Source organism: Aeromonas sp. 130281 (assembly GCF_056642115.1).
Window position 1 is genome coordinate 249,387 of the sequence record NZ_JBWVQS010000003.1, and the last position, 23,726, is coordinate 273,112.

Sequence of the window (23,726 nt, forward strand, 5' to 3'; positions counted from 1 at the left end):
GGCAAACGAAAGGGGAACCTCGCGGTTCCCCTTTTTTCATGCCTGAGCGGCGGCCGGTGCTTACAGCATCTGCTTGAGGCGATAGAGCAGGTCCAGCGCCTGGCGGGGGGTCAGCTCGTCCGGGCGCAGCGCTGCCAGCTCTTCCACCACCGGATGGGGCTGCGGGGCGAGAGTCACCGGAGCCGGGCGGCTTTCACCGGCGGCCACCGGGGTGGCGCTCTCCAGCTCGTGCAGTTTGTGACGGGCCTGCTGGATCACCGATTTCGGCACCCCCGCCAGTGCGGCCACTTGCAGACCGTAGGAGCGGCTGGCCGCCCCTTCCTGCACCGCGTGCATAAAGGCGATGGTGTCGCCGTGCTCAACGGCATCCAGATGGACGTTGGCCAGCCCGCTCATCAGCTCGGGCAGGCGGGTCAGCTCGAAGTAGTGGGTGGCGAACAGGGTGTAGGCGCCGATCTTGCTTGCCAGCTGCTCGGCGCAGGCCCACGCCAGGGAGAGGCCGTCGTAGGTGCTGGTGCCGCGGCCAATTTCGTCCATCAGCACCAGACTGCGGGCGGTGGCGTTGTTGAGGATGTTGGCGGTCTCGGTCATCTCCACCATAAAGGTGGAACGGCCGGAGGCGAGATCGTCCGACGCCCCGATCCGGGTGAAGATGCGGTCGATGGGGCCGATGCGGGCGCTGTCGGCGGGCACGAAGGCGCCGATATGGGCCAGCAGCACGATCAGTGCGGTCTGGCGCATATAGGTGGATTTACCGCCCATGTTGGGGCCTGTGATGATCAGCATCCGTCGCTCCCGCTCAAGCCGGATGGGGTTGGCGATAAAGGGATCTGTCATCACCTGCTCCACCACCGGATGGCGGCCCGCCTCGATCAGGATCTGATCCTCATCGATCAATGTGGGGCAGCGGTAGTCGAGGGTCTCGGCCCGCTCCGCCAGATTGGCCAGCACGTCCAGCTCCGCCAGCGCGGCTGCCGACTCCTGCAGATCGCCGAGGTGGGGCAGCAGGGCATCGAGCAGCTCTTCGTAGAGGCGCTTCTCCAGTGCCAAGGCCTGGGCCTGGGCGGTGAGCACCTTGTCCTCGTATTTCTTCAGCTCATCGATGATGTAGCGTTCGTTGTTCTTGAGGGTCTGGCGGCGGATATAGTGAGCCGGCACCAGATGGCTGTTGGCGCGGCTCACCTCGATATAGAAGCCGTGCACCTTGTTGTAACCCACCTTGAGGGTGTTGATGCCGGTCAGCAGCCGCTCACGCTCCTCGATACGGGCGAGGCTGGCGGTGGCGCCGTTGGCCAGATCCCGCAGCTCGTCCAGCTCCTGATTGAAGCCGTCACGGATGACGCCGCCATCGCGGATCAGCACAGGCGGCACCTCCATTACCGCGCGCTCCAGCAGGTCGAGCAGCTCGGGGAAGGTGCTGGCGCGCTCGCGCAGTTGCTGCACCGCTTCGTGCTCGTTGTCCGCCAGCAGGCGCTGCAACTCGGGCAGCTGGGCGAAGGCCTGACGCAGGCGGGTGAGGTCGCGGGGGCGGGCCGAGCGCAGGGCTAGACGGGCCAGCACCCGCTCCACATCCCCGACCTGACGCAGCAATCCGCCCAGCTCGTCGTAGAGGTTCTGCTCGATGAGCTCCTTGATGGTGCTCTGGCGACCTTTAAGGATCACCCGATCGCGGATCGGCTGGTGGATCCAGCGCTTGAGCAGCCGGCTCCCCATGGGGGTGGCGGTGCGATCCAGCACCTCGGCCAGGGTATTTTCGTAGCCACCGGCCAGATTCTGGGTCAGCTCCAGATTGCGGCGGGTGGCGGCATCCATGATGACGGCGTGATCCGGCTGCTCCAGGCGCACGCTGCGGATGTGGGGCAGGGCGGTGCGCTGGGTGTCTTTCACGTACTGCATCAGGCAACCGGCGGCGCACAGCGCTGTCTCGCTCTGCTCGACGCCGAAGCCCACCAGATCCTGGGTGCCGAACTGCTGGCACAAGAGCTTGCGGGCGGTACCCAGCTCGAACTCCCACTCCGGGCGGCGGCGCAGGCCACGGCGACCCTCGACGTGGCGCAGGAAGGCGAAGGATTCCGGGTAGAGCAGCTCCGCCGGATTGGTGCGTTGCAGCTCCGCCAGCAGGGTCTCTTCTTTCTCGAACTGGTTGATGAAGAAGCGACCGGAGCCTATGTCCATGGTGCCGTAACCGAAGCGGCGGCCATCGTGGTAGACGGCGGCGATCAGGTTGTCCTGCCGCTCGCTGAGCAGCGCCTCGTCCGAGACGGTGCCCGGGGTGATGATGCGAATGACCTTGCGTTCCACCGGCCCCTTGCTGGTGGCGGGATCCCCCACCTGTTCGCAGATGGCGGCGGATTCACCGAGCTGCACCAGCTTGGCCAGATAGCCCTCGATGGCGTGATAGGGGACGCCCGCCATAGGAATGGGGCTGCCTGCGGACTGGCCGCGCTTGGTCAGGGAGATGTCGAGCAGTTGGGACGCCTTGCGGGCATCGTCGTAGAACAGCTCGTAGAAGTCGCCCATCCGGTAGAACAGCAGGATCTCCGGGTTCTCGGCCTTGAGGCCAAGGTACTGCTGCATCATTGGTGTGTGACTGTGTAGATTCTCTATTGCTGACATGCAGTTGTCTCTATATAAGTGCTTATATGGCAAGGAATTTTGTTGATTGCATGGTATCTTGCTTGCTCTGAGAGTCTCACTGGATCTCACCCAATCGCAGGCATAAGTATAGGTTGAAGTGTAGGTTTTTGTTTTGTAGCCTACAGTGACAATGAGCCCTATGCATGCGGCCAGGTTGGGAAGCCCGTATGTATCAGCCACAGCAGGAGGCCGGCTATGCCAGCGGATAAGGGTAACAAAGCACTGTCCTTCAGGGCAATTGAAGTCATGAAGCCAACGGATAGCGATAAGGCTGACAATGGGGTCAACAGAGGGCTTCGTGTTACTTGCGGGAAGACAGGTAAAAAGACATTTTTCTATCGTTATACGAGCCCAGTAACAAATAAGTTAATTCAGATCTCACTTGGCGTATTTCCAGCCGTATCCTTAGAGCAGGCCCGTATAAAGCTAAGGGAGCTTAAGCTCATCAGGCAACAAGGCCGATGTCCGGCTACCGAGGCGAGAGCTGCCGCGCTTGAGCTTAAACAGCAAATCAAGAATGAAAGCGAACTCGGGATGTTTACCCTTCAAGCGATGATCGAGCTTTATCTACAAAACCATATAGAAGATCAACGTTTACCTAATGGTACGATAAAGAGTGGGGCAAGGAAAAAGAAAGGTCAGGCTGAGGCTAGGCGCACTCTGTATGGCGATGCTGTTCCAATGCTTGGTGAGCGATTGGCTCGTGATGTGAGTAGACAAGATATTATTGATCTTGTTATGTCCATCGTGAGTCGAGGCGCTAATGTTCAGGCTGGAAATGTATTGCGCGAAATTCTAGCCGCTTACGATTATTCAATGGGGATGGGAAAGTTTGACGATCAATTTATCAACCCTGCGCTTCAAGCAAAAGTGAGTTTGGTTCGAACTAAGGTGAAGCTGACATCAAAAAAAGGTAGTCGCTTTTTGAATGACGATGAAATTAAGCTGTTTCTCGCTTGGTTGCCTGGCTCAAAATTCACTGAAGTGCAAAAGAACATATTTAGAATGACGTTATGGACAGGATGCCGGACAGGTGAGATATGTGAGGCTACTTGGCGAAACATAGACCTTGATGAGGGCGTGTTCCATATCAGAGAGTCAAAGACTGGTGTCGCAAGAGAGATTCAACTCCCTCGTCAATGCATCCATTTTCTCAGAATAAATAAGATAGGAAATGAAGTTTACTTGTTCCCATCCCAGAGGACGGGAAAGCCAATTAAACAGAAGCAGTTAACTGAAAGTGCTTGGGTAATGAGAGAAGCAGACTTGATGTTAGATATTCCTCGATGGACTCCCCACGATCTCCGTCGAACGGTTAGAACAGGACTGTCTCGTCTGCAATGTCCTTCTGAAGTAGCAGAAGCCATTCTCGGACATACCAAGAAAGGTTTGGTTGGCACTTATGATCTTCATCGATACACCGAGCAAAGCCGAGAATGGTTACAGCGCTGGGCTGACCATCTGGATACGTTGATGACTTCATCGTAGTGTAGAGAACTGGATTTGGAATCAAGTATCTGGTCGGTCGCATCTGTAACGTTACTCTGTTTCTCCCACCTTGGCTTGCTGATACAGCTATAGCAAGTGGGCAGAGCGAGACAGGAGGTCCATCGGTACGATAGCACCTTCTAAGGCGCGTAATGACACTTGAATTTCCTCCTGGACATCAAGGAGGGCTCGGCAGTGCTGTTGCGGTGAAAGCCGAACCATTCATATCGGCCAAGCGGGCCCGTCGTGCAATGATCCAAGTGATAGCTCCATCCAGTGGGCTAGGGAACTACGTCTGAACCAGAGCTTGGCCGCACACTTAGCACTTGAAGCCACAGGCTGTTGAGCCCCATTCCCACTATACTACGTAGCCAAATTTCCCAAAATGTGTTACGCGCGCGGGCGCGTTATTACGCGCGTATAACGCGCGCGGGAACTGCCTCGGGTACGTTGTAGTTCGTATTGTACGTTGTGATGGGGGGAGGATGAGGGACAGTCTGTAGTGGAGTTAGTGGTCCTTGCTGTCAGCAATGGTCCAAGAATCACCCACATTGAGGCTGGGTGCAGATATCCCTCGACAAACATCACCGTTACAGAACATGACATCTGATGCGATGAGCGGATTCAACACGCCCCTGACAGTTTGGGTCTCCATCTTGCTATCTAGTTGGAAGTTGGCCAGCGGACCAGTCATTGTCTTGCTCCACCGGGACCTGGTTCGCCCAATGTCACCACAGCGTCTAGCAGGGTGGGATGATCATCATAGAGGCCCTTAAGCTGATGACCTTGCTTCAAGACCCCTCCTGCTCGTAACTGGAACGTAGCTTCTATGAAGCTTTCGCAATGATCCAGTCCGTACTACTAACGACGCTGAGGAGAAGTGAATGCGTCACGCCGCCCCTGTTTTCGAAATCTGTAAATGACCTTCGACCATTACGAGGAGTCATTTATGAAACATGAAACACGTTTGCTGAACCTGGCCGAAGTTATCGAATGTTGCACCATCTCCCGCGCTACGATCTATCGTCTGATAAAGAAGGGTGACTTTCCAAGTTCAGTTCAACAGAAAGGTTGCCGCCGGGTGATGTGGCGTTCTTCAGATATACAGAACTGGATGAATGATCTGCAATATACCAAACAAGAATGAATCTTTAGTTCAGTTAATGCATAAGCAACTAAAGTGTTGCGATCGTATATCTCACTCTCTCAGGCATAACATACGCCTCCAAGTTAAGCGTGTTCGTTCGTTACAGACAATCTGTTTCTACTCAATGAAGTTAGACCTTGCAGCGTGCTAATACGGAGGCTGTCTGTGGCCTTGAGAAAGTAACTTATGAATTATTAGGTATTCACAATGAACAAGTTCATGAACGCAAAGACAAACAACCTTATTGACATCGAAGCTTCGTTGTCAAAGTTTGAGACGCATGAGAAATGTTGGAGTGAAAAGAAAGTGCGAGTCAAAAAGCTATCTGCATCGAGTAGCTATCGTGCAAGATTACTTGCTGAAAAGCTATCGGATTGTAATGAGGAGGAGCCTTGCTATAGTCTTGCATGTCCTGAATGTGTAAGGCGGCTGCGACTACGGAAGATTAGTCAATTGGCACGTTTCTGTGAGGACTATACAGAATGGAAAGTTGCAACTTTCATCTATTATGATGAGATGATTAGCGAGTTAAAACATCTCGAGATTGTTCGTTTGAAAGATAGGTTACGCAAACAACTAAAGCGCGCAGGTGTAACGGATATTGTCATAGGCTTCTTTGAAGTGGATTATCAATCAGAGTATCAACGTTGGATGCCCCACTTCCATCTCTTGGTAAGATGTAACAACTCCTATTCCCCACAGTGGAAGAGACTTCGTAAAGTGTTTGCTAACCAGCGTCTACCAATCAACGTCAACGTTCGAAAACGTAGGCCTGTTCTGTTTCAAAAGTTCAAGAACCCATTACAGCAAGTCGCATATATCTGTAAGTTCATGTGGCAGCGAGTGGAAGCGCGGTACAATGAAGAGGGCAATAGGCTAACAAAGAAGTATCGGTTATCAAGTGGCAAGCTTGTTGATTCATTACTGATGCTGGATTCGTTGAAATTAGCTGATTTGGAGTTCATGTATGAGGTGCGGCAATACGGAACAACGTTGCAGGAGTCTGTCCGTGGTAAAAGATGACTCTTTGGTACTCTATGTGCTTGGATTGACCATACAGTGCTATGGAACTGTCTGTTCACCTTATTAGCTGGCCAACACTAGTCATCAGGCTGCTCAGGTTGGGTTCTCAGGATCGGCGCTGCTTGCAATGACCGATTCGGTTTGGGTGAACTGCGCATTCGATGGTGGATCGTAGCCGCATACTCAGCTGATACAGTGAATGGTGGCATCGAACTGGCGTTGCTTGCACAGTAGGGGCAGGATTGTGTATCTGGTGGGCTAAGTAGGTAACATGCGGTGCATTCGACAGCGTTGCCTCCCCACTCACGGGCCGCACGAAGTACCTGACTCACGATCAGTGCAGAACGTTGCAGGCATGCATCTTGGTTCATAGCACGTTGGGCCTCAACAGCCGCCGACTGTAGCTTCCTTTGCGCCACAAGTGCTTTGGCGGCTGCTACAAACTTGGCTTCATGTTCCGCTCGTCGGGCCTCTTCCAGCGTCCGATTGCGAGCCCTTTCATGCTCCCATCGGGCATTGTCGGTTGCAACTTCAGCTGCCATCTTCTCTGCCGCTCGTTCCCCTAACCTCTCCCCTCGCAGAGAACGGATCCAGGATCTGTTGTCGGGATTGGATAGGACCGCATACTCGAATGTTGCTGAGTCATTGATCTGCTCAAGTGTCAGTCGACTGAGATCGATCTCTATCGCTGAGGCCCCAATGCTGGCAAGGCGCTGGTGCCGTTCGTGCTGAGTGCGGGACGATACCTTCACCCATACCAGCAGTTGACGATCTGCCTTGCTAACCACTGCGTGCGCTCTCACTTCCTCGAAATCCACGAACCGTGCAACGTTGTCAGCGATGATGACTTCTGATGGAAAGGCGACATCACATCGCAGGGTGTGCCCTGAATCGGTTATGTTGCTGATCTGGTGGTAGTAGGCCGGGAGTGTAAGGTATTACTGGGTTGCAATCAGGGCGACAGCTGCGCGTCGCACACCTTCCTTATAGCCTCGGGAGCAATCTTCGGCTTGGGCATGCCGGAACTGAGGGATAACCTTCAATCCTCCGTTGGCGGCAACCAACGGTTTCCGGCATCCAGGACAGATACAGCTGCATGCGAGCCTATTTGCAACCTCGATGGCTCGCAGTAGAACACCGTCACGTTCACCGAAGGGGATCTGGGCTCCTTGCATGGTTCTTACCTATCTGTATGCAGCCTGCGTAGCCAGTTGATACCATGCACTAACTGTTGGGGTCATTACAAATGCCCACTAACAGTTCAGAGTGCGCAGTACGAGCCTGTTACTGTAATGCCCTGATGTGACTCACTCCATGTTACTATCAGGTTGATTTGTATAGACTCAATACCCTGTTAGCGATGGGCCACAACGTTGCCGTTTCGGTGCTCTTCTATGCATCGCCCATCCACCTGTTTCGTTGTCTGTGCCCATCGGGTGCAGCCATTGTCGGAGTAGTTCATGCTAGACCCCCAGACCCTTTCTACCGCCCTGCTGGCCGCCATTCTCGAGGATGGTAGCCTGATCTCCGGCCAACTGCGCTTGCCGGAGGCCGAGGCCATGGTTCGGGAGGCTCAGGAATGACGCTCGCATCAGACCCATCCTCTACAGCACTTGTCGTCACCTTGACCCAGGGCGCCATTGATAATGGCTATATCAGCATCGGGCGTGGGCAATTTGCCTTCTTTCCGGCGGATGCGGTGGCTAATGAACAAGGTGAGGCTCATGCGGCCATTACGCTGCTGCTGCCGACCGGTGAGCAGGTTACTACCTGTGTATTGAGCAAGTTTGGTCGCCTGCAAAAACGCCTTGGCTCAGTGTTCAAGCAGTTGTCCGTGCGTTCAGGCGATCAGCTTCATTTGACACGGATAGGCTCTGACCCCTATCGCTACCAACTTACCCATATTCCGAAGGGTTCGGTTATGACCCCTCCCACCCCATCCGCATCGCAGCAGGACGCTCCTATGCCACAACTCGTACTATCCCCCCTCAACCAGATTCTGTTTGGCCCTCCGGGCACCGGCAAGACCTACCACACCATCAACAAGGCGCTGGCGATTCTCGACCCCGCTTGGCTGGCGGAGCACGAGACGGATCGCCAAGCCTTGAAGGCGCGTTTTGATGAGCTGGTGAAGGAGGGGCGTATCGATTTTGTCACCTTCCACCAGAGCTTCAGCTATGAAGACTTTGTGGAAGGGATCAGGGCAGTAACTGGCGAAGAGTCACAACTGGAATACAAGGTTGAGCCAGGTGTCTTCAAACGAATGTGTGATGAGGCAAGAGCCTTTACTGCCTCAGTTTCTAGCGGTGTTCGTAATAAACCAAGATTATGGAAGATCTCTATAGATGGCACGGGAACAACAGAATCCAAAAGTTATTGCCTGAATCATGGAGAGGCTCGTATTGGTTGGGGTGAGACAGGAGATCTTCACGCCCTAGATGAATCGGAAAATAGTTATTATCAATCCCTTGGTACCAATGATCGCAGCACCTTACGAAGTTTCGGCCAAGAAATTGTGGTTGGGGATATTCTGATATGTATCCGTTCTGCTGAGCAAATTGAAGCGATTGGGGTTGTTACTGGCGATTATCGCTTTGAGGCACCGGATCAGACTCCAGGTAGTGTTCGTAGTGATTACAGCCATGTTCGGCCTGTAAAGTGGATCTATCGCGATGTCGGACTATCTATTCTGCCTCTTAATGACGATATCCGCTTTACGCTGAAAACGGTTTACCCACTGGATCGCTTTAGTTGGGGTGACCTGCTGGCCTATCTGCAAGATCATGGTCAACAACCAGTAGATACGGCCCCACTACCAGCCAAGAAACAGCCATATGTGTTGATCATCGACGAGATCAACCGGGGCAACGTGTCGCGCATCTTTGGCGAGCTGATCACCCTGATAGAACCAAGCAAGCGGGCCGGTGCCGAGGAGGCGCTGAGCACGACCCTGCCTTACTCCAAGCGCCCCTTCAGCGTGCCGGACAACCTCTACCTTATCGGTACCATGAACACCGCCGACCGCTCCCTGGCCGGGCTCGACATTGCCCTGCGTCGCCGCTTTGTGTTTGAGGATATGGCCCCAAACCCCAGCCTACTCAACGGCGTGGTAGTTGAAACGGACGGCGTGCGCGTCGATGTGGCGCGGCTGTTGGCGGTCATGAACGAGCGTATCGAATTGCTCTTGGATCGCGACCACTGCCTCGGCCACGCCTACTTTATGCCACTCAAAGGCAACTCAATGCCAACCCTGGCGCAGCTCGGCACTGTCTTCAAGACCCAGATCCTGCCGTTGTTGCAGGAGTACTTCTTCGAGGACTGGCAACGTATCGCCTGGGTGCTTAACGACCATCGCAAGGGCAAGGCCGACCAGTTCTTGCAGGCTCCCCAAGTCGATGTGGTGGCGCTGTTTGGCGACCAGGTGAAGGTAGGGAGTCATCGGCAGCGCTGGACCCTCAATGAGGGGGCCTTCGCGCGCATCGGGGCCTACGCCGGGATCATCGCGGTGGTGGACAAGGACGGGCATGCCGAAGCGCCGAGGGCGGCGGCTCCCGAACCTGCGTTTGAGGAAGAACAGGTGGCCCGATGATGGCGCCCATCACCGTTCGGGAATATGCCAGTCTGACCACCCTGCCGGTGCCGAGCCCAACCTTGGCGCGCGCCCATATCAGTGCCGATGACTTTGATTGGCTGTGCCAACAGAGCCGCCGTTTTCGGGTCACTCACGGGGTGTTGGCGGCAGAGGGTGAGGATGGTGCGCCGTCCAAGGAGGCGCCGCTTGTTGAGGTGCTCGACCTACGGTGCCTGCGGCTTGATAACTATGTGGGGGTCATCGAGCTCCCGAGTGGTCAACTCATCGAGATCCTGCCCAAGACGGTGAGCGATGGGGACTGCATCGAGCAGGGGCGTCAGCTACTGCGCCAGATGCTGGAGTGCGCACTGGACCTGCCTGCCCGCACCATGCCAGAGGCGGCTCTACAGCGCTTCGATGGCCCGCTCAGCGAGTGGGTGATAGCCCGTTTCCTGGCGGCGTTGCAGCAGCTATTCAAGCGCGGGGTCCGCTCCGACTACCAGCGTATCGAGGGGGAAGAGTGCTTCTTGCGCGGCCAACTCGATGTGGCGCGTCAGATGCGCCAGCCGCCGGGCAGGGCACATCACTTCGCGCTGCGCTACGACCTCTATCTGCCCGATCGTGCCGAGAACCGCCTGCTCAAGCTAGCGCTGGAGCAGGTCGCACAGGCGACCCAGCAGTCTGATAGCTGGCGCCTGGCCCAGGAGCTGCGGCATCTTCTGGTGGAGGTGCCCGCGAGCCGCGACGTGACGGGAGACTTTAGACAGTGGCGCGATGACCGTCTGATGGCGCACTACCGGGATGTGCGCCCCTGGTGCGAGTTGATCCTCCATCGCATCATGCCGCTGGCTCTGCGAGGGGAGTGGCGCGGCATCAGCCTGCTGTTCCCCATGGAGCGGCTGTTCGAACGGTATGTGGAGGCGTGCCTACGTCGACAGTTGCTGCCGGGGGCCGAGCTAAGTAGGCAGGCATCCAGTGAGTACCTATGTGCCCATCAGGGCAGGCCGATGTTTCAGCTTCAGCCCGACCTGCTGCTGAGCCATGGCAAGCAGCGGTGGGTGCTCGATGCCAAGTGGAAGCGGCTCGATAGCGGTGACCGGGATGACAAATATGGCCTCAGCCAGGGCGACCTCTACCAGCTGTTTGCTTATGGCCACAAGTACTTGGGCGGGCAGGGGGATCTGGTATTGATCTACCCGGCATGGCAGCGTTTCAAGGCCCCGATCGCCCCGTTTTGCTTTGATAACGATAACCGGCTCAGGCTGTGGGTACTGCCGTTCGAGCTGGGCGCGCAGGCCGCGTATCGACTGTTGTTGCCCGAGTGGCCTGCGGGGGATGGCGTTTCAGGATTGGCGCTGCCACTGCGCACGAAGTCGATGGCCAGCCTAGCGTCACACGCGTGACAGAACGAGCCACCCGACAGCCAGGAGGAGGCCACCCAACTGGTGCTGGCCCAAGCCGAGGCGCTGTGTGAGGCGTGGGTCTGAAGAAAAAGAATGGCTATAGGCGGTGGCCAGCCTTCGCACTCATTGATGTGGCAGGGCTTTGATAAGCTGATCATCAGTGGTGAAGACGCACAAGTTGCTCGAACGGTTTTTTAGCAAAAAACGGCCCATTTGGAAATGTTATGCAGTTCAAGGAAGACCCTTTCATATGAATACTCTGCACGCAGAATCGGCCCAGACACCACATAGCGATGCGTTACCAGCCGGTTTGCCTTCGTTGCTACAACGTTGTGATAACCAGCTCATGGGCTTGTGTCAGCGGTTGTGCCATTGGTTTGGGCAGCTTCTGTTGTTGAGCCTTGGAGGTGGCTATGTTTGGACGGTCTTTGCGGCCATCTTCGAATATGGAGAGGGAGTGGCTGATATGGACATGGTTGAAAAGGGAACGTTGCTGCTACTGATTTTTCTGCTTTGGCGCTATTGGCGGTACTGCCAGTATTGCTTAACGCCCTATTGGCAAAGGCTGTTGCGACCATTGCAATATTGGGGGTGGGTATTCGTGATCGAACTTGCAACTGTAGGCATCATATTTGTTGCTGATGCAACGTTGCTTGTAGGCGATGTAAGGGAGTATCACGACGATGCAGTCTATGAACACTTAGACTGTTTGTTGTTTCTGATGGCACTCTATCTGGCAGCTCCTCGCTTTCAACACTTTCGTTCTACCTCCACTGTTGAGCAACCACGATGATGCTACGTTATGTTCTAATATTACTCATTCTGGTGTTACCCAAGTTGGTGATGGCTGAGACTAATCGAACAGCTTTGATTGAAGGTTGCTTCGAAGCTATTCAGCTCTATGAGAACAATCAGCAGTACACGTTCAAAGCCGCCTTGATGACGTCACTGTCTGAAGCATTAAGGGCTGGCTATTGCAAGGGCGTGATCGATGAATATGACCGGAGTCATGATTGCGAGGGGGATTGGTTAAAGCGGGCGCGATACGTTGCAGGTTACAAAGATGAGAAGAGCTTGCCTCCATCCACGGAGTCACTGTTACGAGGTGCTTGTCAATCATGAGCCCATACACCTTGGCAGGTGCTGTCAAAGACTTGTTTGGAATAAAGTTGGGAGACTTCCCCAAGCTTAAAGATCAGTTGAACAGCTTGGTTCGCAATGGATTGATTCATGTTGATGCCGAGCGTATATCCCATCGAAACCGCAGAAATCTACCAGAGTGCGAGCTAACAACTTTGTTTAATGCAACGTTGTTGCTAGCGATTTTCCCTGATCCAGCCATGGTTAAATCGATCTTTGTTAATGCAGAAGCACGGAGAAAAGCAGCAACATTTGCTGACCTAATCGTGATGAATCGACAATCGTTGTTGGAGCTTGTCCATTTGAACGTGAATGCAGCAACCTTCGTCAATGTGCTTGCGACACCTGATATAGACCTCCGAAAAAACAAATTGGATAACCCATTTGAGGTGTTACCACAGACCTTATTGGAGGGGAATGTGGAGCTATTGAGCTGTAACGTTGCTCGTAGTGCCAGCCTTTCTCGGTCAGACCTCATGCTACGTAGCTACTTAGATGGCGAGTTGGATGTTGCAGCACGGCATGCACTTCACATCATCTTGGCTGCTGAAAAAGAACCAAGTGAACTGGTTAAACTTGCTCTGCATATCGAGGCGGAATATGGAGTCGCAAAAGAATTCTCCGAAACTGTCGATTTTTTATTTGGGAGGGCTTTTTAGTGCATTGCACTGATTGATGATGAGTCTTGTCAGTACAACGTTGCACTGACGGCCATCAACGTTCAAGGAGTCTTCTATGTCAAAGCTATCCCCCATCAAACCCGCAGATAATGCCGCCAACATGCAGAATAAAAATGCTGGCTCACCTGGGACCAATCGTCAGTACGACCAGAATCAGGGGAATCGTGGCAAGGAAATGAACCCGAATCGTAAGTAACAGCATTTCTGCCTTGGCATGCGGAAGCGCATTGCCATGGCTTGGTTGACCATAACGGCATGGAGCCTGTGATGTCCAAAAAAGATGACGACGATAACCATTCACGTCAGTTAAACCCTGAGCATGATGCTTACTGGCAGAGCCGGGGGTACGACGAACGTCCTGATGATGAGGACGACGAGTGACCTAAATACGGGGGGCAATGAGCCCCCTGTTCTTTTTACTCATGTTCTTTGCTGTTGCTCCTTGAACTATTTTTGAATCGGGGGTGGGTGTCAGGATAGTTGCAACCTAACCAGATCAAGCCAAGGGTGATGTCTTTGATTGCATGAAGCGATTTATTACAAAAACAAGAACAAACATGGTTCCAATGAGCCAGTGGTCCCGGTAGAGTTTTAGAGCCCCAATCGAGATCCGTTAGCCAGTTTTTAGATTAATGGTGATGATTCACTCCGCATCAAGCCAAGTGAAAAATAAAAAGGGATTTTTATGGAACTTACCGTACCTGTTACCACAGTAGCTAAGGCTTGGCTGAGTGAGCTGCTGTTAAATCGTGCAATGTTCAAAGGCCCTAACGGGAAGCCGCTCTACAGCTACCAGGTTACAGAGTCAGAGTATCGGTCGCTAATTGAGTTGTTGAATAGCTACTTCAGGAGAGGCTTACCTCAAAACTGTTCAGAGCATCTGGCCGCCTGCTTTTGTCTTTTTGTCAGTGAACAGTATCGGCGCGATTACAACTGCATCTGGTCATGGTCCGGGCCAGAGGCGCTACTTGGATCATCTTTGACTGCGCAACAGCATGCTAGCCTTGCGAGTAGTGGATTGGCGTACTGGAAGAGACCGATACGCTTCCGAGAAAATGGCCGTGACTGGCTGGGCTCTCTGTTTGCTGAGGGCGGGCTGCCCTGGCCGTTGGTACAAAGCGAATCTCATGGCTTTGGACGAGCTGTGCGCCGAGGCATCAAGCACTTCTATCGGACCGAGGGTAACCGAAGGACCACAGCTGACCTGATGGCCGACTTTGAGGAAGATCTCCCTACCGCTTTTCGCAATCTGGAGACGCGTCGGCTGCTGGCAGGTATCGTCGACCAGCTCATGTATCTGGTCGAGCACTATCCCCTCAAGGATCAGCAGGACCCCGCCAGCTATCTCGATATGCAGGCGCCAGACTGGCCGGACGCATTCCCGATCCCGCTGGATGAAAGCAATGCTCGCACCCTGCTCAATGACTGGTTACGTGATGCCGACCAGAAACGCCAGGAGCGCAAGGAGGCACTCGAGAAGGCCCGTGCGTTCACCTGCGAGCACTTTCTGCATGGCAAGCTGCCACAATGGTCGATACGCAGCGAGCTGCTGCTGGCCCATGAAGAAACCTTTCCGATAGATCCGGCAACGCTGGGTAGCACCCGTCTGGAACTGGCGTACTACGAAGGCGATCGATTGCTAGCCCGGGGGACCGCCGTTTATGGTCAGCTCACCGCAGAAGGGATCAAGATTCGCTTTCCCAACACGCAAGTCACACTTGAGCGACGTTGCGTCGACGAACCACTGAGCCTGCGTTTGCTGGATAATGGGCGTACGGTGCATTGCCATTTTTTCGATGGCAGTGCACTTGACTACCGGGTAACCCCTCTGGTGTTCGAATATCGGAGCGAGCGCTGGCAGCTGGTTGGGACATCCAGTTGTTCGGTGGTGTCCGGGCTCGCTCGGCTTCGCATTCCTCAGGGCTTTATCATCACCTCTGTTGGCACCTCACCAGAAACGCTGGTACAGGATGCTGAAGAGGGTCATTGGCTTGAGGCAGTTTCGGATCTATCTCTTTCCAACGGCATTGACCGCTACCAGATCGAGCTGAATCAGGCTCACAGCGACGACCGCAAACCCATCCTGTCAGGGATTTTTGCACTCCACGAAAGCACTCCCTCGCTCACCTTTCTGGGTTGGCCAAACCTTGAACTTCCCCAAGGCTACCCCTACTCAAGGAATGAACTGCTGGAGTTCGTTAATGGCGAGTTGCTGGACCGACAGCGCAACAACAACTATGGCCTTGTCTCCTATACCCTACGCAATCATTCGGGAAAGACACTGCTGCAGCGCCGATTCGGGGTCCTGCCCAAGGAGTTCAACCTTTCCCTGTTGCCCGCGCAGGGACAACTCCCCGCACGTCTCTTGCTCAAAGGCGCACGTCTGCTTGATCTGCGCGTGGTCAGCGATTCTTTGGCCGTAGAGCAATCAGAACATGCATTGTTCATCCGCCACCAGGGCGAGCATCCCCCTTCATCCTTCATGCTAGAGATCAGCCGGGGCATGCCTCCAATACGGCTGCATCTCCCCTACCCCTACCAGGGCGCTCGCCTTCTGGACCAGAATGGTCATCCATCACGCATTCGTGAGCTGAACCAGGATGAACTGATAGGTTACCGCATCGTGCTAACCTCTGGGCTTCCACAGGGTCAGACCTTCCATATGGGTATGGAGCTGCGCTGTGAGAAGTCTCCACACCCCAAACGCACCTTCACCATCCCGGTAGGTGCGACGCCCGTCATGCTCAGTCTGTTCAGTTACCTGAGTGACATGCAGAACATGCTCGGTGCAGTTGACGAACAAGATGCCTTTATCAGACTTTCCCTGGAAACCGAACAACCACTGCTTAAACTCGATATCCGGCGCTATGGCGGGCAGATCCAGTGGGAAGGGAAGCATGCCTTCTATATCCGCAACACGTCCAACGCAGCAATACTCGATGGTGCTCAGGCTGAGGCGATGCTCCTGTCAGACCCAAAGCGCACGCCGTTACGACTGGCTGAGAAAACCAGCGAAACAGTAGGAACGGGTAGTTTCGAGATTCCAGAAAAAATGCAATCTAACGGCCCATGGCTTATCTATCCGGGCGAACAATCAAGCGTGCGCTTTCGTCCGGGCCTGTATATCAACCCGGGCAATAGCCTCGACTCCGAGTTTGAGGTGTGCTCACTGCATCGCGCCGCTGAGCTTTTCCACCCCTTGCACCATCCGGATGTCATCGAGCAGCAGATTGCAGCCATGGCAACCGACTTCAACCACAGTGGCTGGCAATATCTTGCCGACCTGAAGCAGCACTACCGTCACCTGCCACTATCGTCGTTCGAAACCTGGAAGGCCCTGTCGCGCCATCAGGCAGCGTTGAGCTTCGCGGTATTCCGGCTGGAGATGGACGAATCGTTCTGCGCACGCATACGCGACGAACTGGCTGTCATCTGGGAAGCGGTTCCGCTTCCGTTATGGGTGCAGGCCTACCGGCTATTCCTCGAAAGTATGCGTCTGACCGGGCTGCCTGAGGCTCTGGTCAACAATCTCGTTTCGAATCGAGCCAGCGTACTGCGTTGCATTGTTTCCGGGTTCGACCATCTAGGGGACTATCTGAGCACAGGCAATCGCTGTTCATTGAGGAAACTACCTGTGGAGCAGATTTTGCCCGGTTGGTACCAAGGGCTGCGCCACTTGCACGAATCCAATCGGAGCTGGCCAATTCTTCTCGGTAGTGAGCTTTCACGCTGGATCGAGCAACAACAGCTGCCACCTCAATTAAAGAAGCTTTCGCTGGTGCAGTTCACCGATGCCGTGACCTACCTGCCGATCTTTATGGCCTTCGTCACCGCAGGCAGAGCCAATATCACTGACCTGCCAGCGACACCGGCCTATCTGAAATTTGCTATTCGTTTGGTTTCCGATTTTGACCGTCAGGGCTGGTTCATACCGGCGCACGCCCTGATTGTGTCCTATCTGCTGGCCTCAGAGAATGAGGCATAAGGAGTTGTAATGCGCTTTTTCAGGAGCCTGATTGAGCAAAGCCTTGAGCGTACCCGTGAGGCAACGCTCGGTGTCTTGGGCATAAATCACTCAGGCTTGCGTCGTCACCTAAGCGAAAGCATGGTGAACACATTAGGGGACGAGGGCTGCTTCCTTGCCCCGCCGGTATTCGAGCATACCTTTGGCTGGCAGGAAGCCGAGCTGCGCTTGCGGGATCTGCAACCAGAAGGGTTGCTGTCTCCAAGTTTGCTTGACACGCTTGCCAATGCGCCAGCCTACCGATTCCCAAAAACGGCACGCCCCTATGTTCATCAGTTGCATGCCTGGCGCACCCTGCTAAATGAGCCGCCGCGCTCGGCAGTCATTACCACCGGCACTGGCTCGGGCAAAACCGAATGCTTCATGGTACCGATCCTTGAGGATCTGGTCCGCGAGCATGAACACAGCAAAGCGGCGCTGGTCGGTGTTCGGGCCCTGTTTCTCTATCCGCTCAATGCCCTGATCAACTCCCAGCAGGAGCGGCTCGACGCTTGGACTCAAACCTACGGCAGCAACATTCGTTTCTGCCTGTACAACGGCAAGACCGCAGAACGTGCCGACAAGGTCCGCAAGGAACAGCAACAGAAACCAAACCAGATTCTGTCACGTGAACTGTTACGCAAGGAGCCGGCACCAATCCTGATGACTAACGCGACCATGCTGGAATACATGCTGGTTCGTCAGGTCGATAGTCCGATCCTGGAAACTTCCAAGCAGCAGAAATCGTTGCGTTGGATCGTTCTCGATGAAGCACACACCTATGTGGGATCTCAGGCGGCTGAACTCTCTTTGTTGCTACGTCGGGTGGTTCAGGCCTTCGGTGGTCAGCCCGAGCAAATTCGTTTCATCGCCACTTCGGCCACCATCGCTGGAGCTGATGCGAAGGATCGACTGAAACGCTATTTGGCTGATTTAGCAGGTATCCCACTCGACCATGTCGAAGTGATCGGTGGCTCACGAGTCTGGCCCGATCTTGCCTTTGAGCCGCTAAGCCACAATCTCACCCTGCAAGCTATCCGCGCTATCGAGCCAGAAGCAGAGGTATCCCCTGCACGTTATAAGGCTTTGTGTGGCAGCACTATCGCCAGGAGCCTGCGTCATGCCGTGGTCAGTGCCGATAAACCACTTGACCTAAATGACCTGATTGCCGTTGTCACCGATCAGCTGCAGGCGAGCCGTTCCGTTGAACAGCAGCAGGAGGTGCTTGACTGGCTCGACACCATGACCGGCACACGCCAGGACCAAGGCCAGCCGCCGTTCCTCAAGCTGCGAGTCCACCTCTTCCAGCGCATGCTGCATGGCCTCTGGGCCTGTGTCGCTCCACAGTGCAGTGCCAAATCCAGTTACCTGCAGAACTGGCCGTTCGGCAATGTCTATGTCACCCAGCGCGCACGCTGCGCATGTCATGCCCCGGTGTACGAACTGGCCTTCTGCGACGACTGCAAAGCGCCGCACCTGCTGGCCGAGGATCGCAATGGTGAACTGCACCAACCCAGCCCTTACGCCGGCGATGAGTTCGCCCTCAATCATGAAGACGATGGCGAAGACACGCCAGCCGAAGCCCCGGCGGATAATACCTTCAGCACGAGCACTCGCTTCATCATCGCCGGATTGTCGACTGCACATGACCCATACTTCTCCATTAACCTCGATCTGGAAAGCCAGAAACTGGGAGCGCTGAACGCAACTCGCAACATCGGTATTGTTCTCGCAGAGGAAAGCAGATGCTGCTGCAGCCACTGCGAATATTCATCGCATCGCACCAACGACTTCCTTAGAAAAGCGTACTTAGGAGCGCCGTTCTATATTGCCAACGCTGTACCGACCATTTTGGAGTTCTGCCCAGATCCCGACAAAGAAGATTGTGATGGCCGTTCCCCCGAGGAGCTGCCGGGACGTGGGCGCAAGCTGATCACCTTCACCGATAGCCGCCAGGGTACCGCGCGCATGGCGGTGAGGATGCAGCAGGAAGCTGAACGCTCGCGGCTACGTGGGCTGGTGTTCGAAACACTCAGAAATGCGCAAGCTAAGGCCGATGCCGCTCCCAGCGACACTCCCAACGGCAGTCCAGCCGAACTGCTCACTCTGGCTGAAAAACTAGAAAAACAAGGCTTGGCTGTCATGGCGGCAGAACTGCGCAAGCAAGCTGAACTTTTGCAGAGCGGCGCAGCACCTGCAAATCAGGCCGAAATCATTCCTTGGCCACAGATGGCCGACACCATCGCGCCAGCCAGGGATATCGACAAGTTTATCCTGCGCTACAACCGCTATGCCAATCCGGCACTGTTCAATGGCAGTGAAGGCGGTCTGACCATGGCGCGCCTGCTGCTGGCCCGCGAGTTCTCTCGGCGACCCAAGAACCAGAACAGCACGGAAACGCTGGGACTGATCAAGGTCGGCTACCAGGGGCTGGAGAAGGTGACGACAACTCCACCGCTGTGGGTCGATACCCGCGCCATTCCCGCACTGGGCGCTGCGAATGATCCCAGAAGCGCTCTGACGCTGGATGACTGGCGCGACTTCCTCAAGGTGGCACTCGACTTCTACGTCCGGGAGAACACCTTCATCCCGATGGAAAACAAGATGCGCCGCTGGATGGGAAGCCGCTTCAGTCCCAAGGCGCTTTACTCGCCCAAGAGCGACGTGCAGGAAAGTAGCACCATCAGAAAGTGGCCGCAGATCAAGCCGGGCATGCCCCACCGGTTGATCAAGCAGCTTGAGCTAGCAACTGGCCTGAACCGTGCCATTAATGCAGATGCCGACAAGATCAACAGCTGGCTTGAGGCAGCATGGGAGGCGCTAGTGAAAGCCGGCATTCTGGAATCCTCCGATACCGGCCACCGTTTGCGCCTGGAAACCCTCACCTTTTCGCTGCCTACCGAGGGTTGGGTTTGCCCCTTGACCCGGCGTATCTTCGACACCACATTCCGCGGACTGACCCCCTATCTGCCACACAAGCTGCTGAGTCAGGATTACCGCTGCCAGAAGGTCCGGCTTCCAACCCTGAGCGCCCTGACGCCGGACGGCTCGCCAGTACCCAAGCAGATGCAGATTCGTCGGCTGGTCGCTAATGATGCCGTCATTACCCAGTTGCGCCAGGAAAGCCTGTGGACGGATATCAGCGACCGCTCCACCGAAGGTGGTTTCTACTATCGAACTGCAGAGCACTCGGCCCAGCAATCGGCAGAACGTCTGGATGGCTATGTCGAGGAGTTCAAGCGCGGCGATATCAACGTGCTGAATTGTTCTACCACCATGGAAATGGGCGTGGATATCGGCGGCATCTCCGCCGTTGTGATGAACAACCTGCCACCACATCCGGCCAACTATCTGCAGCGCGCTGGCCGGGCCGGACGACGCAGCGAGGCTCAGGCAATCGCCTATACGCTGTGCAAGGCCGATCCGCATAACCAGCGTGCTTTCACTAACCCAAAATGGCCGTTTGTGACGGCCATTCCGGCACCAAGCATTACCCTCAGCTCCGCCAGGATTGTACAGCGGCATGTCAATTCACTATTGCTGGCACTATTCCTGCGCATGCACAGCAGCAATAACGGCGATCGTACCAAGCTGACTCTACACTGGTTTTTCACTTCTGAGGACTCTCCCTGTCAGCAGCTCATGGCCTGGCTCATGGCCAGTCCTGCAGAATATTACAGTGCTGTGCAGCAGCTAGTGAGGGGGACTTGTCTGGAAGGTCGCGCGTGCAGCTCAATCACCGGCGAAACCCGGCTGGCTTTGCGCGACCTTGAGAATCGTTGGCTGGGTGAGTACCGCAATATAAACCACAAGTTGCAAGCTGCCAGCGATGGGCCATATAAGAAGGCCCTGGCCCTGGAGAAGCTGCGCCATGAAAATGAGTACTTGCTCCGCTATCTGGCATCATCTGCATTCCTGCCGGGTTATGGCTTCCCTACCGATGTGGTGAGCCTCAAGACCTACAACGTAGAAGACTTTCTGCATAAGCAGCGAAAAGGCGATACCAGTCGCGAGGACAGCATTTTCGACAACAAGGAAATGCCATCGCGCAGCCTGAATATCGCCATTCGCGAATATGCGCCGGGCGCTCAGGTAGTTATTGATGGACGAGTCTATCGTTCTGCCGGTGTCAGTCTGCAGTGGCACGCAGATGGCCAAGTTAACGAAGCCCAGAAATTCGATACCGCCTGGCGCTGCCCGGAATGTGGCAACACTGGGGTGAGTGAAAACGCCTATGCAAATAACGAGGGGCTGCGTTGTTCTCATTGCACGACCCCCATTCCACCCAGCGAGCGTCGCATGGTGCTGCGTCCAGGTGGCTTTGTGACCGACTTTTACGAAGAAACTACTAACGACGTCACGTCACAGAAGTTCATCCGTGTTGAGCGACCACGCATCCAGCTTAATGGCGAAAGCATCGCTCTACCCGATCAGCGTTGCGGCTTCGTGCGTTTTGGCCACGACGGCAGTGTCTTCCATCATTCGTCCGGAGAAAATGAAAACGGTTATGCCGTCTGCATGAGCTGTGGGCGTGCGGAATCGATGCTCGCCTCGGGTGAAATACCCAAGGAGTTACAAGCCGACAAGAACCACCGTCCGGTCGGCGGGCTGGCAGGCAGCCGCAAGGAGCGCGATTGCTCAGGCGAGGCGGTCAAAGCCAATTTGCATCTGGGCTATCAGATTCGCACCGATGTGCTGGAGATCATCCTCAGGAGCCCGCTCACTGGCGAATGGCTGCCCGACACTCCCGAAGGACGTCTGATTGCTACAACTCTCAGCGTGGCTATGCGTGACGAGATCGCCGACCAGCTTGGTATTGCCAGCAGCGAGATGGGCTTCAGCTATCGTCTGGACCGCGACCGTGAAACTCGGCAAAGCCGCGCCGTCATCCAGTTATTCGATGAGGTCAGCGGAGGAGCCGGCTTCGTGTTAGCTGGCTTGAGGGATATCGCGCTGCTATTGAGTAAGGCTCAGGATCGTCTGCACTGTACGGCCAATTGTGAGAATGTCTGCTCACATTGCCTGGCCAGTCAGGACAGCCGTGTTGAGCGAGAGGAGTTGGACCGCAAGCTGGCGCTGCGGTGGCTAAGCGAGTCCCGACTGGTTGAGCATCTGGGACTGCCCGCTACATTTATTGGTTTGCATGGCGCTCGTTATTGCTCTGTTGGCCCGCTGCGCGAACTGAGCTCAGCCATTAATTCACTGGATCGCCGTGATCTGACAGCATCGATTATGCTCTGCCTCCATGGTGATTGTGCTGATTGGGATCTCGACCATCCTCGCTTCCGGGAACAGGTGCTGTCTTGGTCCATTACCGAGCGACTCAAGGTTCGCCTCGGTATTGCTGATCCTGCTCTGTTGAGCTCCGAGCAAAAAGAAACCTTGGCATTGCTTGCACGTTTAGGCGTGGAGTTAATTGAGCTGCAAACCGGAACGTTGCAAGTCCCCCATTTGATTGCCCAGTTGGTCTCTCAGGCTGGTGTTCGGAGTCTATACAGCAGCAGGAACAGTGTCGGGGTGCCGGGTGCTGATTGGCTACAAGGCCATGCTGATGTGGTCTGGGTTACTAGCAAACTGATGCCAGCCATAGCAGGCAACCACATCAACCACCGCGACTGGAACCAACCTTCACAAGGAACACGCATTGTCGAAGTCACTTCGCAGCTCGATGGCCCGGTTAAAACACTGAAAAAACGCCTTATCGCGCTGATGAATGAGCAAATGCCGGAGCTAACGACCTTGATCGCCAACGATCAGGCCGTGTCCATCGATTACTCGGATCGCTACCTGAAGTCACCTTGGTCGCTGATATTGCTGAGTGGCTTTCTGGCACTTTTCCGCAGTGATCAGCTGCAATCGCTAGCAGTACAGACCCTGGCGCCTAGTGGTAACCAACCAAGCTATTTATTTAACCATGACTGGATGCGGGTAGATGATCAGCAAGCCATTCTCGAACTATGGTTCAAGAGTCAGTTCGATATTTTACCTAGCGTCAACGTCATGAACCGCCCACGCGATCTATTGCATTGTCGCGTTATTACCGTGAGCTGGGCATCGGGTAAGACTAGTAAGATTTTGTTAGATCAGGGTATGGGGTATTGGCGTGTCCGCGTGCCACACAGGGATCAAATGAGCTTCGACTTCAATGCCCCAGGTCCCAACCAGGCTATGCAGATGCTTGAGAAATATTCATATGTGGAGATGCAGCAGAGTGGGGAGTGGCCTACCTACATCAGTTGCATCATAGATTGAACTAAGTTGACTGCCCAGGGCAGTTAATGCTTGGGCACTATGCTTATTCAGCAGAAACAGAATGGGTGACGAGCGTCCAGATGAGGACGATGAGTAACGTAAATGCGGGGGCCAATGAGCCCCCGTTCTTTTTGCACTTGGTTGAAGGGCTTTGATTGAGGACCACTGATGAGTGGTGAGGGATTGCGGTCTCAAGGGAAGGAGTTTTTTGGAAGGGGTGGGGATCTTGGGAGAGGGGAGGGGCAAAAACTATAAGTGTAGGTTTAAATGTAGATCTTTGGTTTTATGGGAAAAAATTGTTTGTATATCAATCAAAAGACACCCATGCATCATGGGGGTGTGGGCGCTCAGGTTGGCGCTGGTGGCTTGGTGCTGTGCTGTC

The 23,726-nt window shown here is 54.8% G+C and carries 12 protein-coding genes; 11 read left to right on the plus strand and 1 reads right to left on the minus strand.

All coding sequences use genetic code 11. The features are described from left to right. Positions 1-60: 60 nt before the first annotated feature. The gene (gene mutS, locus AC1IN8_RS11035) at positions 61-2,616 is read right to left on the minus strand and encodes a DNA mismatch repair protein MutS (RefSeq protein ID WP_479758869.1); all 2,556 of its coding nucleotides are present in this window, start codon (positions 2,614-2,616) and stop codon (positions 61-63) included. A gap of 216 nt (positions 2,617-2,832) precedes the next feature. Between mutS and AC1IN8_RS11040 the strand changes: the two genes are divergently transcribed. The 11 genes from AC1IN8_RS11040 to AC1IN8_RS11090 all read left to right on the plus strand — a co-directional run bounded on the left by AC1IN8_RS11040 (position 2,833) and on the right by AC1IN8_RS11090 (position 23,344). Then, complete coding sequence (locus AC1IN8_RS11040) at positions 2,833-4,125, plus strand: tyrosine-type recombinase/integrase (RefSeq protein ID WP_479758870.1); 1,293 nt, start codon at positions 2,833-2,835, stop codon at positions 4,123-4,125. 949 nt (positions 4,126-5,074) lie between these two features. Then, a complete protein-coding gene (locus AC1IN8_RS11045; protein WP_479758871.1) occupies positions 5,075-5,272 on the plus strand; it encodes a helix-turn-helix transcriptional regulator in 198 nt (65 codons plus the stop codon). 207 nt (positions 5,273-5,479) lie between these two features. After that, positions 5,480-6,295: a hypothetical protein gene (locus tag AC1IN8_RS11050; protein ID WP_479758872.1), complete on the plus strand. Its 816-nt coding sequence runs from the start codon at positions 5,480-5,482 to the stop codon at positions 6,293-6,295. 1,460 nt (positions 6,296-7,755) lie between these two features. Further along, entirely contained in the window at positions 7,756-7,878 is a 123-nt protein-coding gene (locus AC1IN8_RS11055) for a hypothetical protein (protein WP_479758873.1), read from the plus strand. Continuing rightward, a complete protein-coding gene (locus AC1IN8_RS11060) occupies positions 7,875-9,884 on the plus strand; it encodes an AAA family ATPase (RefSeq protein ID WP_479758874.1) in 2,010 nt (669 codons plus the stop codon). Before AC1IN8_RS11055 ends, AC1IN8_RS11060 begins: the two co-directional genes overlap by 4 nt. Positions 9,885-9,946: 62 nt before the next feature. Then, positions 9,947-11,269, plus strand: coding sequence for an McrC family protein (locus AC1IN8_RS11065; protein ID WP_479758875.1), 1,323 nt, complete (start codon positions 9,947-9,949; stop codon positions 11,267-11,269). Between the two features lie 250 nt (positions 11,270-11,519). Then, entirely contained in the window at positions 11,520-12,062 is a 543-nt protein-coding gene (locus AC1IN8_RS11070; protein ID WP_113069569.1) for a hypothetical protein, read from the plus strand. A 325-nt stretch (positions 12,063-12,387) separates the two neighbouring features. After that, a complete protein-coding gene (locus tag AC1IN8_RS11075; protein ID WP_479758876.1) occupies positions 12,388-13,068 on the plus strand; it encodes a hypothetical protein in 681 nt (226 codons plus the stop codon). A 76-nt stretch (positions 13,069-13,144) separates the two neighbouring features. Then, positions 13,145-13,285 (plus strand): hypothetical protein, encoded by a 141-nt coding sequence (locus tag AC1IN8_RS11080; protein WP_164882072.1) that lies wholly within the window; start codon positions 13,145-13,147, stop codon positions 13,283-13,285. Between the two features lie 489 nt (positions 13,286-13,774). Beyond that, on the plus strand, positions 13,775-17,074 hold the full coding sequence (locus tag AC1IN8_RS11085; protein WP_479758877.1) for an STY4851/ECs_5259 family protein: 3,300 nt from the start codon (positions 13,775-13,777) through the stop codon (positions 17,072-17,074). A 9-nt stretch (positions 17,075-17,083) separates the two neighbouring features. Then, positions 17,084-23,344, plus strand: a complete 6,261-nt coding sequence (locus tag AC1IN8_RS11090) for a DEAD/DEAH box helicase (RefSeq protein ID WP_479758878.1) — start codon at positions 17,084-17,086, stop codon at positions 23,342-23,344. Positions 23,345-23,726: the final 382 nt, after the last annotated feature.

What these genes read in the sequence shown, in the direction of transcription:
- mutS (WP_479758869.1), bottom strand. Translation starts at nt 2,616, where the DNA reads ATGTCAGCAATAGAGAATCTACACAGTCACACACCAATGATGCAGCAG.
- AC1IN8_RS11040 (WP_479758870.1), top strand. Translation starts at nt 2,833, where the DNA reads ATGCCAGCGGATAAGGGTAACAAAGCACTGTCCTTCAGGGCAATTGAA.
- AC1IN8_RS11045 (WP_479758871.1), top strand. Translation starts at nt 5,075, where the DNA reads ATGAAACATGAAACACGTTTGCTGAACCTGGCCGAAGTTATCGAATGT.
- AC1IN8_RS11050 (WP_479758872.1), top strand. Translation starts at nt 5,480, where the DNA reads ATGAACAAGTTCATGAACGCAAAGACAAACAACCTTATTGACATCGAA.
- AC1IN8_RS11055 (WP_479758873.1), top strand. Translation starts at nt 7,756, where the DNA reads ATGCTAGACCCCCAGACCCTTTCTACCGCCCTGCTGGCCGCCATTCTC.
- AC1IN8_RS11060 (WP_479758874.1), top strand. Translation starts at nt 7,875, where the DNA reads ATGACGCTCGCATCAGACCCATCCTCTACAGCACTTGTCGTCACCTTG.
- AC1IN8_RS11070 (WP_113069569.1), top strand. Translation starts at nt 11,520, where the DNA reads ATGAATACTCTGCACGCAGAATCGGCCCAGACACCACATAGCGATGCG.
- AC1IN8_RS11075 (WP_479758876.1), top strand. Translation starts at nt 12,388, where the DNA reads ATGAGCCCATACACCTTGGCAGGTGCTGTCAAAGACTTGTTTGGAATA.
- AC1IN8_RS11080 (WP_164882072.1), top strand. Translation starts at nt 13,145, where the DNA reads ATGTCAAAGCTATCCCCCATCAAACCCGCAGATAATGCCGCCAACATG.
- AC1IN8_RS11085 (WP_479758877.1), top strand. Translation starts at nt 13,775, where the DNA reads ATGGAACTTACCGTACCTGTTACCACAGTAGCTAAGGCTTGGCTGAGT.
- AC1IN8_RS11090 (WP_479758878.1), top strand. Translation starts at nt 17,084, where the DNA reads ATGCGCTTTTTCAGGAGCCTGATTGAGCAAAGCCTTGAGCGTACCCGT.